This is a genomic window from Streptomyces sp. DSM 15324, from assembly GCF_001514285.1.
GTDB lineage: Bacteria > Actinomycetota > Actinomycetes > Streptomycetales > Streptomycetaceae > Streptomyces.
The window spans coordinates 319,059-332,243 of the sequence record NZ_KQ949024.1; the positions used below are offsets into that span (position 1 = coordinate 319,059).

Sequence of the window (13,185 nt, forward strand, 5' to 3'; positions counted from 1 at the left end):
GACTTCGGGTGAAACAGGTCGTACAGAACTACAAGAGCGGCGAGCTGGCCCTGCTCGACGTGCCGGTGCCGGGGTGCAAGCCGGGCGGGGTGCTGGTGCGCAGCGCCTACTCGCTGATCTCCACCGGGACCGAGCTGATGAAGGTCTCCGAGGCCGGCATGTCGATGCTCGGCAAGGCCCGGTCCCGGCCGGACCAGGTGGCCAAGGTCGTGCAGAGCGTGGCCACCAACGGGGTGCCGGCGACCTACCGCAAGGTGATGGGCAAGCTGGACTCCTACACACCGCTGGGCTACTCGCTGTGCGGGGTGGTGGAGGAGGTCGGCGCCGGGATCGACGACGTGAAGGTCGGCGACCTGGTGGCCTGCGCGGGCAACGAGCACGCGCTGCACGCCGAGCTGAACTGGGTGCCGAGGAACCTCTACAGCCGGGTCCCGGACGGCCTCGATCCGCGCCACGCGGCGTTCGGCACCGTCGGGTCGATCGCGTTGCAGGGCGTCCGCCAGGGCGAGTCACGGCTCGGCGAGGTGGCGCTGGTCATCGGCCTCGGGCTGATCGGCCAGCTGGTGGTGCAGCTCCTGACCGCCTCGGGGGTCCGCGTCGTCGGGGCCGACCCCGACCCCGCGCGCTGCGAGCTGGCCGAGCGGCTGGGCGCGGCGGCCTGCGGCGATCCCGCCTCCTCGGCCGTGGAGAACGCCGTCGCCGAACTCACCGGCGGTCACGGCGTCGACCAGGTGTATCTGGCCGCCGGCGGCGGCAGCAACCAGCCCGTCGAGCTGGCCGCCCGGCTGAGCCGGGACCGCGGCCGGGTCGTCGACATCGGCAAGTGCCGTCTGGACCTGCCGTGGAACGCGTACTACGAGAAGGAGCTGGACGTCCGCTTCTCCCGCTCCTACGGTCCCGGGCGCTACGACCCCTCGTACGAACTGGAGGGGCGCGACTACCCGATCGGCTACGTGCGCTGGACGGAGCGCCGCAACCTGGCGTGCTTCCTCGACCTCCTCGCCCTCGGCCGGGTCGACGTGGAGCCGCTGATCTCGCACATCGCCGACTTCGACGACGCCGTCGAGACGTACGGGCGGCTGAAGGAGGGGGAACTGAAGGCGGTGGCCGTGCTGTTCCGGTACCTCGGCCACACGGCCGAGGCCGAGGCCCCGGCGGTGACGGTGCCCGCCGTGCCCCCGGTGACCGGGAAGCCGGCACCGGCGCGGGCCGCCGGGAAACCGGTGCGGCTCGCGTTCGTCGGCGCGGGGAACTACGCGACGTCGATGCTGCTGCCGCACCTGGCGGGACGCGAGGGTGTCGAGCTGTCGACGGTCGTCACCACGACGGCGCTGTCCGGGGCCAACGCGCAGCGCAAGTTCGGCTTCGCCGACGCGACCACCGATCTCGACGCCGTCCTCGGGGACGGGTCGATCGACGCCGTCTTCGTGGTGACCCGGCACAGCTCGCACGCCGAACTGACCCGCAAGGCGCTGCTGGCGGGCAAGACGGTCTTCGTGGAGAAGCCCCTCGCGCTGACCGAGGACGAGCTGGCCGGTGTGCTGGCGGCGGTGGAGGAGTCCGGCAACGACCGGCTCCAGGTGGGCTTCAACCGCCGGTTCGCGCCGCTGCTGGTGGAGGCCCGGAAGGAGTTCGGCGCCCGGACCGGGCCGGCGAGCCTGCGCTACCTGGTGAACGCGGGACGGCTGGAGCACGGCAGCTGGTACCTGCAACAGGGCACCGAGGGCTCGCGGTTCGCCGGTGAGGGCGGCCACTTCATCGACACGGCGAGCTGGCTGCTGGGAGCCGACCCGGTCTCGGTGTACGCGGTCGCCACCCCCGGCACCGAGGACCTCCAGGTCCTGCTGCGCTACCCGGACGGTTCCACCGCCACGATCAGTTACGTCACCACCGGCGCGCCCGGCTTCCCCAAGGAGACGCTGGACCTCGTCGCGGACGGCAGGGTGCTGCGGCTGGACGACTTCGTGCGCGCCTCGGTCCACAGCCGTAAGCGGTGGGTGAGTTCGCGGCTGCCCAAGGCCCGGGACAAGGGCCAGTCCGCCGAACTGGCCGCGTTCGTCAGGGCCGTGCGGACCGGCGGGCCGATGCCGGTGCCGCTGGAGTCGCTGGTCGCCACCACGGCGGCCACCCTCGCCGTGCCGGCCGGCCTGGCCGCCGGTGTGCCGGTGACGCTGGCGGGGGCGCGATGAGCATGAGCGCGGGCTGGTACCTGCGGCGGCTGTCCCGGATGGGGCCGCGCGAGGTCGGCGGCCGGGTGACCGACGCGGTGCGCAGGCGCCGATGGCGCTCGGCGCCGCCGGCCGGCCCGGGCGCGACCGGCGACGCCCTGTTCACCGCCGTCCTGCCCGCGGGTGCCCTCGCGTCGGTGCCGCCGGACGCCGCGAAGCGCCTCGTCGCCGAGGCGGACCGGCTGATGGACGGGCACGCCGAGTTCTTCGGGGTGGTCCGCGACGACCTGGCCGACCCGGACTGGTGGTACGACCCGAAGACCGGGCGCCGGGCGCCGGCGGGCTACGCCTTCGACGTGCCGTACCGCGACGAGGAAGCGGTCGGGGACATCAAGCAGATCTGGGAGCCCTCCCGGCACCAGTACCTCACCCGGCTCGCCGCCGCCTACGCGCTCACCGGCGACGAGCGGTACGCCGAGCGGGTGGCCGCCCACCTGCGGTCGTGGTGGGCGGCCAACCCGCCGCTGCGCGGGGTGCACTGGACCAGCGGCATCGAGCTGGGCATCCGGCTGCTGTCCTGGGTGTGGATCCGCCGGCTGCTCGACGGCTGGGCGGGCGCGTCCGCCCTGTTCGAGGAGAACCCGGTGGCGCTGGAGCAGATCTGGCACCACCAGCGCTGGCTGGCCGCCTTCCCCAGCCGGGGGTCCTCGGCGAACAACCACGTCATCGCCGAGGACGCCGGACAGTTCGCGGCGGCCTGCGCGTTCGGCTGGTTCCCGTCCTCGGCGCGCTGGCGGGCCGACGCGCTGCGCTCGCTGGAGCGGCAGCTGCGCGCCAACACCTTCCTCTCCGGTCTCAACCGCGAACTGGCCACCGAGTACCACGGGCTGGTGCTGGAACTGGGTCTCGCCGCGGTGGCCGAGGCGGACGCCGCCGGTGTGCCGGTCCCGGCGACGGTCCGGCTGGTGCTGCTGAGGATGACCGACGCGCTCGCGGCCGTCGTGGACAGCCGGCTGCGGCCGCCGCGCCAGGGCGACGCGGACGACGGGCACGGTCTGGTCGTGGACGGGGCGGGCACCGACCGCTGGGGCTCGCTGCTGGCCACCGGGGACGCCGTCTTCGGCCGGCTCTCCTGGTGGCCGGAGGTGACCGGCACCGATGTGCGCACCCCGCTGCTGGCCGCGCTGGTCCGCCCGTACGCGAAGGACGCGACCGCACCGGCCGTGACCCGCCCCGCGCAGCGCCCGGCCCATTTCGCCGACGCGGGCATGACCATCCTGCGCAGCCCGCGCGGGCCGGCGAAGACGGCTGAGGCGGCCGACACGGCTGGGACGGCCGACACGGCCGAGATCTGGTGCCGCTGCGACGGCGGTCCGCACGGCTTCCTGTCCATCGCCGCGCACGCCCACGCCGACGCGCTGTCCGTCGAGGTACGGCACGACGGGGTCGACGTGCTGGCCGACCCGGGGACGTACTGCTACCACGGGCAGCCCGAGTGGCGGCGGTACTTCCGGTCGACGCTCGGCCACAACACCCTGGAGCTGGACGGCGCCGACCAGTCCGTCTCGGGCGGCCCGTTCCTGTGGACCCGGCAGGCCCGCAGCCGCGTCCTGGTCGCGGACACGGCCGGCACCGCGGGCGGGGAATGCGTCCGCTGGTGCGCCGAGCACGACGGCTACGAGCCCTCCGTGCACCGCCGCCAGGTGGAGCTGACGGCCGCGAGCCGGGAGCTGAGGATCGTCGACGAGGTGCGCGGCCCGCGCCGGGCCGTGCGGCTGGCCTTCCACCTCGGCCCCGCGATCACCGCCGACCTGGCCGGCAACCGGGCGCGGCTCACCTGGACCCTCGACGGCGAGGACCGCGCCGCGGCGCTCGACCTGCCCGAGGAACTGGACTGGAGCGCTCACCGGGGCGAGAGCGAGCCGCCGCTGGGCTGGTACTCCGCCGGCTTCGGACGCAGGGAACCCGCCACCGTGCTGGTCGGCACCGGCTTCGCCGTCGGCACGCGGCAGTTCACCACCGTACTCGGGTTCCACGGTTAGGCAGGGGGGAGGACGCGTGGGGAGCACGTGGCGACGCCGGGCCTGGCCGGCGGCACCGCTGGTGCTGGCGCTGCTGGCGGCGACCGGCTGTGACAGCGGTACGACGGACGCGGCGCCGAAGCCGACCTCCGCGCCCTCCGGATCGGTGGCCCGGGTGTGCGCGAAGCCCCCGGCCGGGCCGGCGAAGGCGCCGGCGGGCGCGGTGCCGGTCGACCCGGCGGTCCCCGGCGACCTGGCCGCGAAGACCGAGAGCAGTCCCCCGCGCACCACCTTCTGGCTGCGGCCGGGCAAGCACACGCTCCGGTCGGACCGCTACGACCAGGTGACCCCCAAGGAGGGGGACGTCTACCTCGGCGCGCCGGGCGCGGTGCTCGACGGCCGCGGGAGCAATCAGTACGCGTTCGGCGGCACCGCCCCCGACGTCACGATCCGCTACCTGACCGTGCAGGGCTTCGCCGCGCCCCGCGACGAGGGCGTGGTCAATCACGACTCGGCCGACGGCTGGAAGGTCGAGCACGCGACGATCCAGAAGAACTCCGGCGCCGGGCTGATGGCCGGCGCCCGCCAGCAGGTCCGCGCCAGTTGCCTGCGCGACAACGGCCAGTACGGCATGAACGCCTACAAGGGCGGCGGCGCCCTGCGCGGCCTGGTGGTCGAGGGCAACGAGATCGTGGGCAACAACACGGACGACTGGGAGCGGAAACGGCCGGACTGCGGCTGCACCGGAGGCGTCAAGTTCTGGGCCGTGAACGGCGCGGACGTACGCGGCAACTGGGTGCACGACAACCGCGGGACCGGGCTGTGGGCGGACACGAACAACAACGACTTCCTGATCGAGAACAACCTGATCGAGGACAACGACGGTGCCGCGCTGATCTACGAGATCAGCTACAACGCGATCATCCGGAACAACACGATCCGGCGGAACAACTGGGTCGAGGGCCGCGCCTACGCCGCCGCGGGCGACACCTTCCCCTTCGCGACCGTCTATGTGTCCGAGTCCGGCGGCGAGCCGCGGGTCCGGGCCCGCACGGACAAGATCGACGTCTATCGGAACGTGCTGGAGGACAACTGGTCCGGGATCACCCTGTGGGAGAACGCCGACCGGTTCTGCAACAGCCCGGCCAACACCTCCTCCGGCGACTGCACCCTGCTGGTGAAGAACACCCACAGCTGTGTGCGGCCGGCGATCGCCAAGGCGCCGCTGTACTCCGACTGCCGGTGGAAGACCCAGCGGGTGGACATCCACGACAACCGCTTCGTGCTGGACAAGTCCGTCCTGCGCTGCACGGTGAAGTGCGACCGGATGGCGGTGCTGTCCAACTACGGCACCTATCCGGACTGGTCGCCCTACCAGGGGGAGCGGGTGGCCGAGGCGATCACCGCACAGCAGCACAACCGCTGGCACGACAACGTCTACGTCGGCCCGTGGACCTTCGTCGTGCACGACGCGAGCCGGACGGTCGGCTTCAAGCAGTGGCGGGGCGCGCCGTACCGGCAGGACGCGGGCAGCACCCTGCGCGCAGGGGACGGTGGTTGAGATGAGCTCCGCGGACACCGGCACGGACCGCACGCCGAAGATCGTCGGGGCGGTGTGGGGGCTGCTCGTCCTCAACACCCTCGGCTCCGCCGGGGCGAGGACCATCGTCCCGCTGCCGCGCTCCCTCATCCAGATGGTCACCATGGGCTCGCTGGTCGCCGCGTTCGCGCTGGCGCTGCTGGTCAACCCCCGGGTACGGGTCCGCGCCAGCGCCTACGTCCTCCTGCTCACCCTGCTGCTGGTACCGAGCCTGATCTCCAGCGTGACGCAGGGGGCCGGGTTCGGCGCCCTGTTCCGCTGCACCCGGCTGGCGCTCTTCGTCGGCACGCTGTGGCTGCTCAGCCGCTGGTGGGACGGCGGCATCACGTTCGTCCGGCACCACATCCGGATGTACTTCGCGGTGCTCGGCACGGTGGCCGTCGGGCTGGTCGTCTCACCGGGCGCCGCCCTTCCCGACCTCTACGGCGGGCGGCTGGTCGGCGCGGTGTGGCCGCTCACCCCGCCGCAGATCGGACAGTACGCCGCGGTGATCATCGGGCTGACCGTGCTGCTCCTGCTGGGCCGCCGGACCGACCGTACCGGCGCGGCGGTGGTGATCCTGCCGTCGCTTCTCCTGCTCGCGCTGACCCACACCCGGACGGCGACGCTCGGCCTGATCATCGGGCTGGTGCTGGCGATCGGCTCGCTCGTCCTGACCAGCGCGGCCGCCCGCCGGTTCTTCACCTGGGCGGTGGTGTGCGCCACGGTGGCCGCGGTCGGGTTCAGCTCCGCGCTCCAGGCGTGGTTCCTGCGCGGGCAGAGCCAGGAGAACTTCGCCAGCCTGACCGGCCGGGCCAAGGTCTGGCACGCGCTGCTGGCGGCGCCCCGGACGACCTCGCAGTACCTGTTCGGCACCGGCCTCGGCGACAAGTCGTTCGGCGGGCTGCCGATCGACAACAGCTGGCTGGCCGTCTTCAACGAGCAGGGCGTCACCGGCATCGCCCTGGTGGCGGCCGTCATCCTCGTGCTGGGCGGCGTCGCGCTGCTGCGGCCGCCGTCGCTGTCGAGGGCCTGCGCGATCTTCCTCATCAGCTACTGCGCGATCGCGTCGTACACCGAGGCCGGACTGGGCGACGCCTCGCCGTACCTGCTCCATCTCGCCCTGGCCGCCTCACTGCTGGCGGCACCCGTCGAGGCCGCCCCCCTTACGGCGCCCGGCGTCCCCGGACCACGCGTCCCGCGCTGGGTCCAGCGATCGGAGGTGACCTGAGCATGGATGTCCTCGTGGTGCACAACCGCTACGCCTCGGCGCAGCCCAGCGGGGAGAACAAGGTCGTCGACCAGGAGGTGGCGCTGCTGCGCGGAGCGGGCCACCGGGTCGAGGTGTTCGAGCGGCGCAGCGACGACATCGCCGCGCGCTCCCTGCCGGGCAAGGTCGCGGTGCCGCTGCTGGTGCCGTGGAACCCGGCGGTGCGCACGGAGCTGGCCGCCCGGCTGCGCGCCGAACGGCCGGACGTGGTGCACGTCCACAACGTCTTCCCGCTGCTGTCGCCGGCGGTGCTGGCCGCCTGCGCCGACGCCGGTGTGCCGGCCGTCGCCACGCTGCACAACTACACCCAGGTCTGCCCGCCGGGCACCCTGCAACGCGACGGCCGGCCGTGCACCGAGTGCGTCGGGTCCACGCCGCTGCCCGCCGTGCGGCACGGCTGCTACCGGGGCTCCCGGCTGGCGACGGTGCCGCTCGCGGTGAGCCTCGCGGTCAACCGGCGGCGGTGGTGGAACGGCGTGGAGCGGTTCCTGTGCATCTCCGCGGCGCAGCGCGAGGTCCTGGTACGGGCCGGCCTGCCGGCCGAACGCCTCGCGGTGAAGCACAATTTCGTGCCCGAGCCGGGCGTCCGCAGGGAGGGCGCCGGCGAGCATCTGCTCTATCTCGGCCGGCTCGCGGAGGCCAAGGGCGTCCGGCTGCTCATGGCCGCCTGGGACGAGATCGCCGCCGGGGGCGGTGTGGGGGTGCCGCTGGTGATCGCCGGCTCGGGGCCGCTGGAGCCGGAGGTGACGGCCTGGGCGGCGGGCCGCGACGACGTGCGGTACGTCGGTCTGTACGACCAGGCCGCGTGCCGGCGGGCGATCGCGCGGTCGGTCGCGGTGGTCGCCCCCTCCACCTGGCTGGAGGCGTTCGGCCTGGTGGTCGTGGAGGCGATGGCGGCCGGGGTGCCGGCCGTCGCCGCCGGTCACGGCGCCTTCGTCGAGCTCGTCGAGGACGGGCGGACCGGGCTGCTGCACCGGCCGGGCGAGGCCGCCTCGCTCGCGTCCTGTCTGCGCGAGATCGCGGGCGGGCAGGCCCGCAACCAGGAGATGGGCCGGGCGGCCCGGCGCCGTTACGAGCAGGGCTTCAGCCCGGCCGTCGGCCTGGAGCGCCTGGTGGAGGAGTACCGCACCGCGATCGCGGGTCGGACGGAAGCGATGGGGGGCAGTAGATGACACGATGCCGACTCTGCGGCTCGGCGACGCTGGCGAGCGTCGTCGATCTGGGGGCGACGCCACCGTGCGAGAGTTTTCTCGCCGCTGACCAGTTGGACCGGCCGGAACCGACGTACCCGCTGCACCTGCGGGTGTGCACCGACTGCTGGCTGGCGCAGATACCTCCGCTGATCACGCCGGAGGAGACGTTCAGCGAGTACGCGTACTTCTCCTCCTTCTCGACCTCCTGGGTGGAGCACGCGCGCACGTTCGTCGCCGGCGCCGTGGAGCGGGTGGGGCTCGGCCCCGACGCGTTCGTGGTCGAGGTCGCGAGCAACGACGGGTACCTGCTGAGGCATGTGGTGGACCGGGGGATCCGCTGCCTCGGCATCGAACCCTCGGTGAACGTGGGGGCCGCGGCGCGGGAGGCGGGGGTGCCCACGCTCACGGAGTTCCTGTCGCCCGAGACCGGTTCGGCCGTGCGCGCCGAGCACGGCCCGGCCGACCTGGTCGTGGCCAACAACGTGTACGCGCACATCCCCGACGTGGTCGGGTTCACCCAGGGGCTGCGCGCGCTGGTCGCCGACGACGGCTGGGTCTCCATCGAGGTGCAGCACCTGCTGACGCTGATCGAGGAGAACCAGTACGACACGATCTACCACGAGCACTTCCAGTACTACACGGTCGCGTCCGCGATCCGGGCGCTGGCGAGCGGCGGACTCACGCTGGTGGACGTCGAGCTGCTGCCGACGCACGGCGGTTCCATCCGACTGTGGGCGCGCCCGGCCGAGGTGGCCGGCGAGCCGAGCCGGCGGGTGACCGACGTACTGGACCGGGAGAAGTCCGCCGGGCTCCAGGAGCTGTCCGGGTACACCGAGTTCTCCTCCCGGGTGGCCAAGGTCCGCCGGGACCTGCTGCGGTTCCTCGTCGAGGCGGCCGACCGGGGCGAGACGGTCGTCGGCTACGGCGCGCCGGGCAAGGGCAACACCCTGCTCAACCACTGCGGCATCCGGCCCGACCTGCTCGCGTACACGGTGGACCGCAACCCCTACAAGCACGGCAGGTTCACCCCGGGCACTCGCATCCCGATCCTGCCGCCCGAGCAGATCGCCGCCGACCGGCCCGACTACGTGCTCGTCCTCCCGTGGAACCTGCGGGCCGAGCTGACCGAGCAGCTGTCCTTCGTGCACGAGTGGGGCGGCCGGCTGGTCTTCCCCATCCCGGAACTGAGCGTCGTCGAGGTGAAGTCATGAAGGTCGTCCTGTTCTGCGGCGGTTACGGGATGCGGATGCGCAGCGGAAGCTCCGACGACGTGCCCAAGCCGATGGCGATGGTCGGCCCGCGCCCGCTGATCTGGCACGTCATGCGCTACTACGCGCACTTCGGGCACAAGGAGTTCATCCTGTGCCTCGGCTACGGCGCCCACCACATCAAGGACTTCTTCCTCAACTACGAGGAGACGACGTCCAACGACTTCGTGCTGCGCAAGGGGCGGACCGAGCTGCTGTCCACCGACATAGCCGACTGGACGATCACGTTCGCGCAGACCGGCATCGAGTCGCCGATCGGCGAGCGGCTGCGCCGGGTGCGCCACCACCTCGACGGCGACGAGATGTTCCTCGCCAACTACGCCGACGTCCTCACCGACGCCCCGCTCCCGGAGATGATCGAGAAGTTCTCCCGGCGCGACGCCGGCGCGTCGATGATGGTCGTGCCGCCCCAGTCCTCCTTCCACTGCGTGGAGCTGGGCGAGGACAACCTGGTCGGCGGCATCACCGCGGTGAGCGAACTGCCCCTGTGGGAGAACGGCGGGTACTTCGTGCTCCGCCAGGAGGTCTTCGACCACATCCCGGAGAACGGGGACCTGGTCGCCGACGGCTGCGCCCAGCTCGCCAAGCGCGGGCGGCTGGTCGCGCACCGGCACCGCGGCTTCTGGAAGCCGACCGACACCGTGAAGGAGCGCGCCGCGCTCGACGCCGCCTACGCCCAGGGCGACCGCCCGTGGGCCGTGTGGGAGCAGGGGGTTCCCGCGTGATCCGGCTCGGGGCCGGATCCCCGGAGCGGATCGTCGCCGTGGGCGCGCACTGCGACGACATCGCCATCGGCGCCGGCGGCACGCTGCTCGCCCTGTGCCTCGCGCGGCCCGGACTCCGGGTCGACGCGCTGGTGCTCTCCGGCGGCGGCACCGAACGCGAGCAGGAGGAGCGGGCCGCGCTCGCCGCCTTCTGCCCCGGCGCCGATCTGCGGCTCACCGTGCTCAAACTGCCCGACGGCCGCATGCCCGTGCACTGGGACGAGGCCAAGGCCGCCGTGGAGGAACTGCGCGAGCGGACCGACCCGGATCTGATCCTGGCCCCGCGCGCCGAGGACGCCCACCAGGACCACCGCGGCCTGGCGCGGCTGATACCCACCGCCTTCCGCGACCACCTCGTGCTGGGCTACGAGATCGTCAAGTGGGACGGCGACCTCGGCCGCATGGCGGCCTACCAGCCGCTGTCGCCGGAGATCGCCGAGGAGAAGGTCCGGCTGCTGCAGGAGCACTACGCCTCGCAGCGCCACCGGCCCTGGTACGACCGGGAGGCCTTCCTGGGCCTCGCGCGGATCCGCGGCATCGAATGCCACGAGCGATACGCCGAAGCGTTCGCCGTCACCAAACTCAAGCTCAACCTGGGGGGTTGAACCATGCGCGTACTGCTGACCGGACACCAGGGCTATCTGGGGACCGTGATGGCCCCGGTCCTCGCCGCCGCCGGGCACGAGGTCGTCGGCCTCGACGCCGGCCTGTTCGCCGACTGCGTCCTCGGCCCGCAGCCCGAGGACCCGCAGGGGCACCGCGTGGACCTGCGCGACGTCACCGCCGAGCACGTGGCCGGCGTCGACGCGGTGATCCACCTGGCCGCGCTCTCCAACGACCCGCTGGGGTCGCTGGCGCCGGAGCTGACCTACGACATCAACCACCACGCGTCCGTACGGCTGGCCCGGCTGGCCCGCGACGCCGGCGTGGGCCGCTTCCTGTACGCGTCCACCTGCTCGGTCTACGGTGCCGCCGGCGGCGACGAGCTGGTGGCCGAGGACGCGCCGCTGCGCCCGGTGACGCCGTACGCGGAGTCGAAGGTGCGCGTCGAGGACGACCTGCACGAGCTGGCCGACGGCGACTTCACGCCGGTGTACATGCGCAACGCCACCGCCTTCGGCTACTCGCCCCGGCTGCGCGCCGACATCGTGCTGAACAACCTGGTGGGCCACGCGCTGCTGTCCGGTGAGGTGCTGGTGCTCTCCGACGGCACCCCGTGGCGCCCGCTGGTGCACGCCGTCGACATCGCGCGGGCCTTCACGGCCGCGCTGTCCGCACCGCGGGAAGCCGTGCACGACCGGGCGTTCAACATCGGCAGCGAGGCCAACAACGTCACGGTGGCCGAGATCGCCGGGCAGGTCGCCGAGGCGGTGCCCGGCTCCCGGGTGAACATCACCGGGGAGAACGGCGCCGACCCGCGCTCGTACCGCGTGGACTTCTCCCGGTTGCGCGCCGCGCTCCCCGGCTTCGACTGCGAGTGGACGGTGAAGCGGGGCGCGCTCGAACTCGCCGACGCCTACCGCACGTTCGGCCTGACCCGGGAGGACTTCGACCGGCGCTTCACCCGCCTCGCCGTGCTCCGCTCGGCGTCCGAGGCGGGCACCGTCGACGACACCCTGCGGTGGCGCCCGTGACCACGCAGGGGCAAAAAGGTGCCGGCGACGCGATGTACGCCCTGGTGGAGCGGTTGTACCCGCTCTGCCGGAGCATCACCGGCGACGGCGTGCGCGCCACCCTCGACATCGTCGGCGAGTACCTCCCGCTCCAGGTGCACGAGGTGCCGACCGGGACGCGGGTGCTCGACTGGACGGTGCCGCAGGAGTGGAACATCCGGGACGCGTACATCGCCGACTCCACCGGCCGGCGGGTCGTCGACTTCGCCGAGTCCAGCCTGCACGTGCTCGGTTACAGCGTGCCGGTGTCGGCGACCCTGCCGCTGTCGGAGCTGCGCGCGCACCTGCACACCCTGCCCGACCAGCCGTCCTGGGTGCCGTACCGCACCAGCTACTACAAGCCGGAGTGGGGCTTCTGTCTGGCGCAGGAAACCCTGGACGCGATGCCCGACGGCGCGTACGAGGTGCGCATCGACTCCACCCTCGCCGACGGCCACCTCACCTACGCCGAGCACGTGGTCCCCGGGCAGGTCGCCGACGAGGTGATCGTCTCCTGCCACGTCTGCCACCCGGCGCTGGCCAACGACAACATGGCGGGCGTCGCGGTGGCGACCTTCCTGGCCCGGGCGCTGGCCGAGGAGACGCCGTACTACACCTACCGGTTCATCTTCGCGCCCGGCACCATCGGCGCGATCACCTGGCTGGCCCGCAACGCGGAGCGGGTGGAGCGCGTCCGGCACGGGCTGGTGCTGGCCTGCGCCGGCGACCCCGGCCCTGTGACGTACAAGCAGAGCAGACGCGGCGACGCGGAGATCGACCGGGTGCTGCGGCATGTGCTGGCCGCCTCCGGACGCCCGCACCGGGTCAACGAGTTCACCCCGTACGGCTACGACGAGCGGCAGTACTGCTCCCCCGGTTTCGACCTCGGTGTCGGCTCGCTCACCCGGACCCCGTACGCGGGCTATCCCGAATACCACACCTCGGCGGACAATCTGGACTTCGTCTCCCCGGAGGCGATGGAGGACACGCTCGCCGTCTGCCGGGAGGCGTTCGCCGTCCTCGACCGCAACCGGCGGTACGTCAACCTCAGCCCCTACGGCGAACCGCAGCTCGGCCGGCGCGGGCTGTACGACGCGCTCGGCGGCCGCAGCGACACCAAGCAGGCCCAGCTGGCCATGCTCTGGGTGCTCAGCCTCTCCGACGGCGAGCACAGTCTGCTCGACGTCGCCGAGCGGTCCGGGCTGCCGTTCGACGCCGTCGTCACCGCGGCCGACGCCCTGCACGGCGCCGAACTGATCAAGGTGTGACG

General features: G+C 72.8%; 10 protein-coding genes. All 10 read left to right on the plus strand.

The window, feature by feature from the left end; all coding sequences use genetic code 11:
* The first annotated feature begins 8 nt into the window (after window positions 1-8).
* The 10 genes from AQJ58_RS07650 to AQJ58_RS07695 are packed head-to-tail and all read left to right on the plus strand — an operon-like array spanning window position 9 to window position 13,183.
* Window positions 9-2,189 carry a bi-domain-containing oxidoreductase gene (locus AQJ58_RS07650; RefSeq protein ID WP_067246441.1) on the plus strand — a complete coding sequence of 727 codons (2,181 nt, stop codon included), beginning with the start codon at window positions 9-11 and terminating at the stop codon, window positions 2,187-2,189.
* The gene (locus AQJ58_RS07655; protein ID WP_067246443.1) at window positions 2,186-4,210 is read left to right on the plus strand and encodes a heparinase II/III family protein; all 2,025 of its coding nucleotides are present in this window, start codon (window positions 2,186-2,188) and stop codon (window positions 4,208-4,210) included. Before AQJ58_RS07650 ends, AQJ58_RS07655 begins: the two co-directional genes overlap by 4 nt.
* A gap of 16 nt (window positions 4,211-4,226) precedes the next feature.
* A complete protein-coding gene (locus tag AQJ58_RS07660; RefSeq protein WP_067246446.1) occupies window positions 4,227-5,750 on the plus strand; it encodes a right-handed parallel beta-helix repeat-containing protein in 1,524 nt (507 codons plus the stop codon).
* Window position 5,751: 1 nt separating this feature from the next.
* The gene (locus tag AQJ58_RS07665; protein ID WP_067246449.1) at window positions 5,752-6,999 is read left to right on the plus strand and encodes a hypothetical protein; all 1,248 of its coding nucleotides are present in this window, start codon (window positions 5,752-5,754) and stop codon (window positions 6,997-6,999) included.
* Between the two features lie 2 nt (window positions 7,000-7,001).
* Window positions 7,002-8,210 carry a glycosyltransferase gene (locus AQJ58_RS07670; protein WP_067246451.1) on the plus strand — a complete coding sequence of 403 codons (1,209 nt, stop codon included), beginning with the start codon at window positions 7,002-7,004 and terminating at the stop codon, window positions 8,208-8,210.
* On the plus strand, window positions 8,207-9,442 hold the full coding sequence (locus AQJ58_RS07675) for a class I SAM-dependent methyltransferase (protein ID WP_067246454.1): 1,236 nt from the start codon (window positions 8,207-8,209) through the stop codon (window positions 9,440-9,442). Before AQJ58_RS07670 ends, AQJ58_RS07675 begins: the two co-directional genes overlap by 4 nt.
* Window positions 9,439-10,224: a glycosyltransferase family protein gene (locus AQJ58_RS07680; RefSeq protein ID WP_067246457.1), complete on the plus strand. Its 786-nt coding sequence runs from the start codon at window positions 9,439-9,441 to the stop codon at window positions 10,222-10,224. Before AQJ58_RS07675 ends, AQJ58_RS07680 begins: the two co-directional genes overlap by 4 nt.
* Window positions 10,221-10,868: a PIG-L deacetylase family protein gene (locus AQJ58_RS07685; protein ID WP_067246460.1), complete on the plus strand. Its 648-nt coding sequence runs from the start codon at window positions 10,221-10,223 to the stop codon at window positions 10,866-10,868. Before AQJ58_RS07680 ends, AQJ58_RS07685 begins: the two co-directional genes overlap by 4 nt.
* A 3-nt stretch (window positions 10,869-10,871) precedes the next feature.
* Window positions 10,872-11,897, plus strand: a complete 1,026-nt coding sequence (locus tag AQJ58_RS07690; RefSeq protein ID WP_067246462.1) for an NAD-dependent epimerase/dehydratase family protein — start codon at window positions 10,872-10,874, stop codon at window positions 11,895-11,897.
* Window positions 11,885-13,183 carry a DUF4910 domain-containing protein gene (locus tag AQJ58_RS07695; RefSeq protein ID WP_067246465.1) on the plus strand — a complete coding sequence of 433 codons (1,299 nt, stop codon included), beginning with the start codon at window positions 11,885-11,887 and terminating at the stop codon, window positions 13,181-13,183. The genes AQJ58_RS07690 and AQJ58_RS07695 overlap by 13 nt, the downstream gene beginning before the upstream one ends.
* The last annotated feature ends 2 nt before the right edge of the window (window positions 13,184-13,185 follow it).

What these genes read in the sequence shown, in the direction of transcription:
- AQJ58_RS07655 (WP_067246443.1), top strand. Translation starts at nt 2,186, where the DNA reads ATGAGCATGAGCGCGGGCTGGTACCTGCGGCGGCTGTCCCGGATGGGG.
- AQJ58_RS07665 (WP_067246449.1), top strand. Translation starts at nt 5,752, where the DNA reads ATGAGCTCCGCGGACACCGGCACGGACCGCACGCCGAAGATCGTCGGG.
- AQJ58_RS07670 (WP_067246451.1), top strand. Translation starts at nt 7,002, where the DNA reads ATGGATGTCCTCGTGGTGCACAACCGCTACGCCTCGGCGCAGCCCAGC.
- AQJ58_RS07675 (WP_067246454.1), top strand. Translation starts at nt 8,207, where the DNA reads ATGACACGATGCCGACTCTGCGGCTCGGCGACGCTGGCGAGCGTCGTC.
- AQJ58_RS07680 (WP_067246457.1), top strand. Translation starts at nt 9,439, where the DNA reads ATGAAGGTCGTCCTGTTCTGCGGCGGTTACGGGATGCGGATGCGCAGC.
- AQJ58_RS07690 (WP_067246462.1), top strand. Translation starts at nt 10,872, where the DNA reads ATGCGCGTACTGCTGACCGGACACCAGGGCTATCTGGGGACCGTGATG.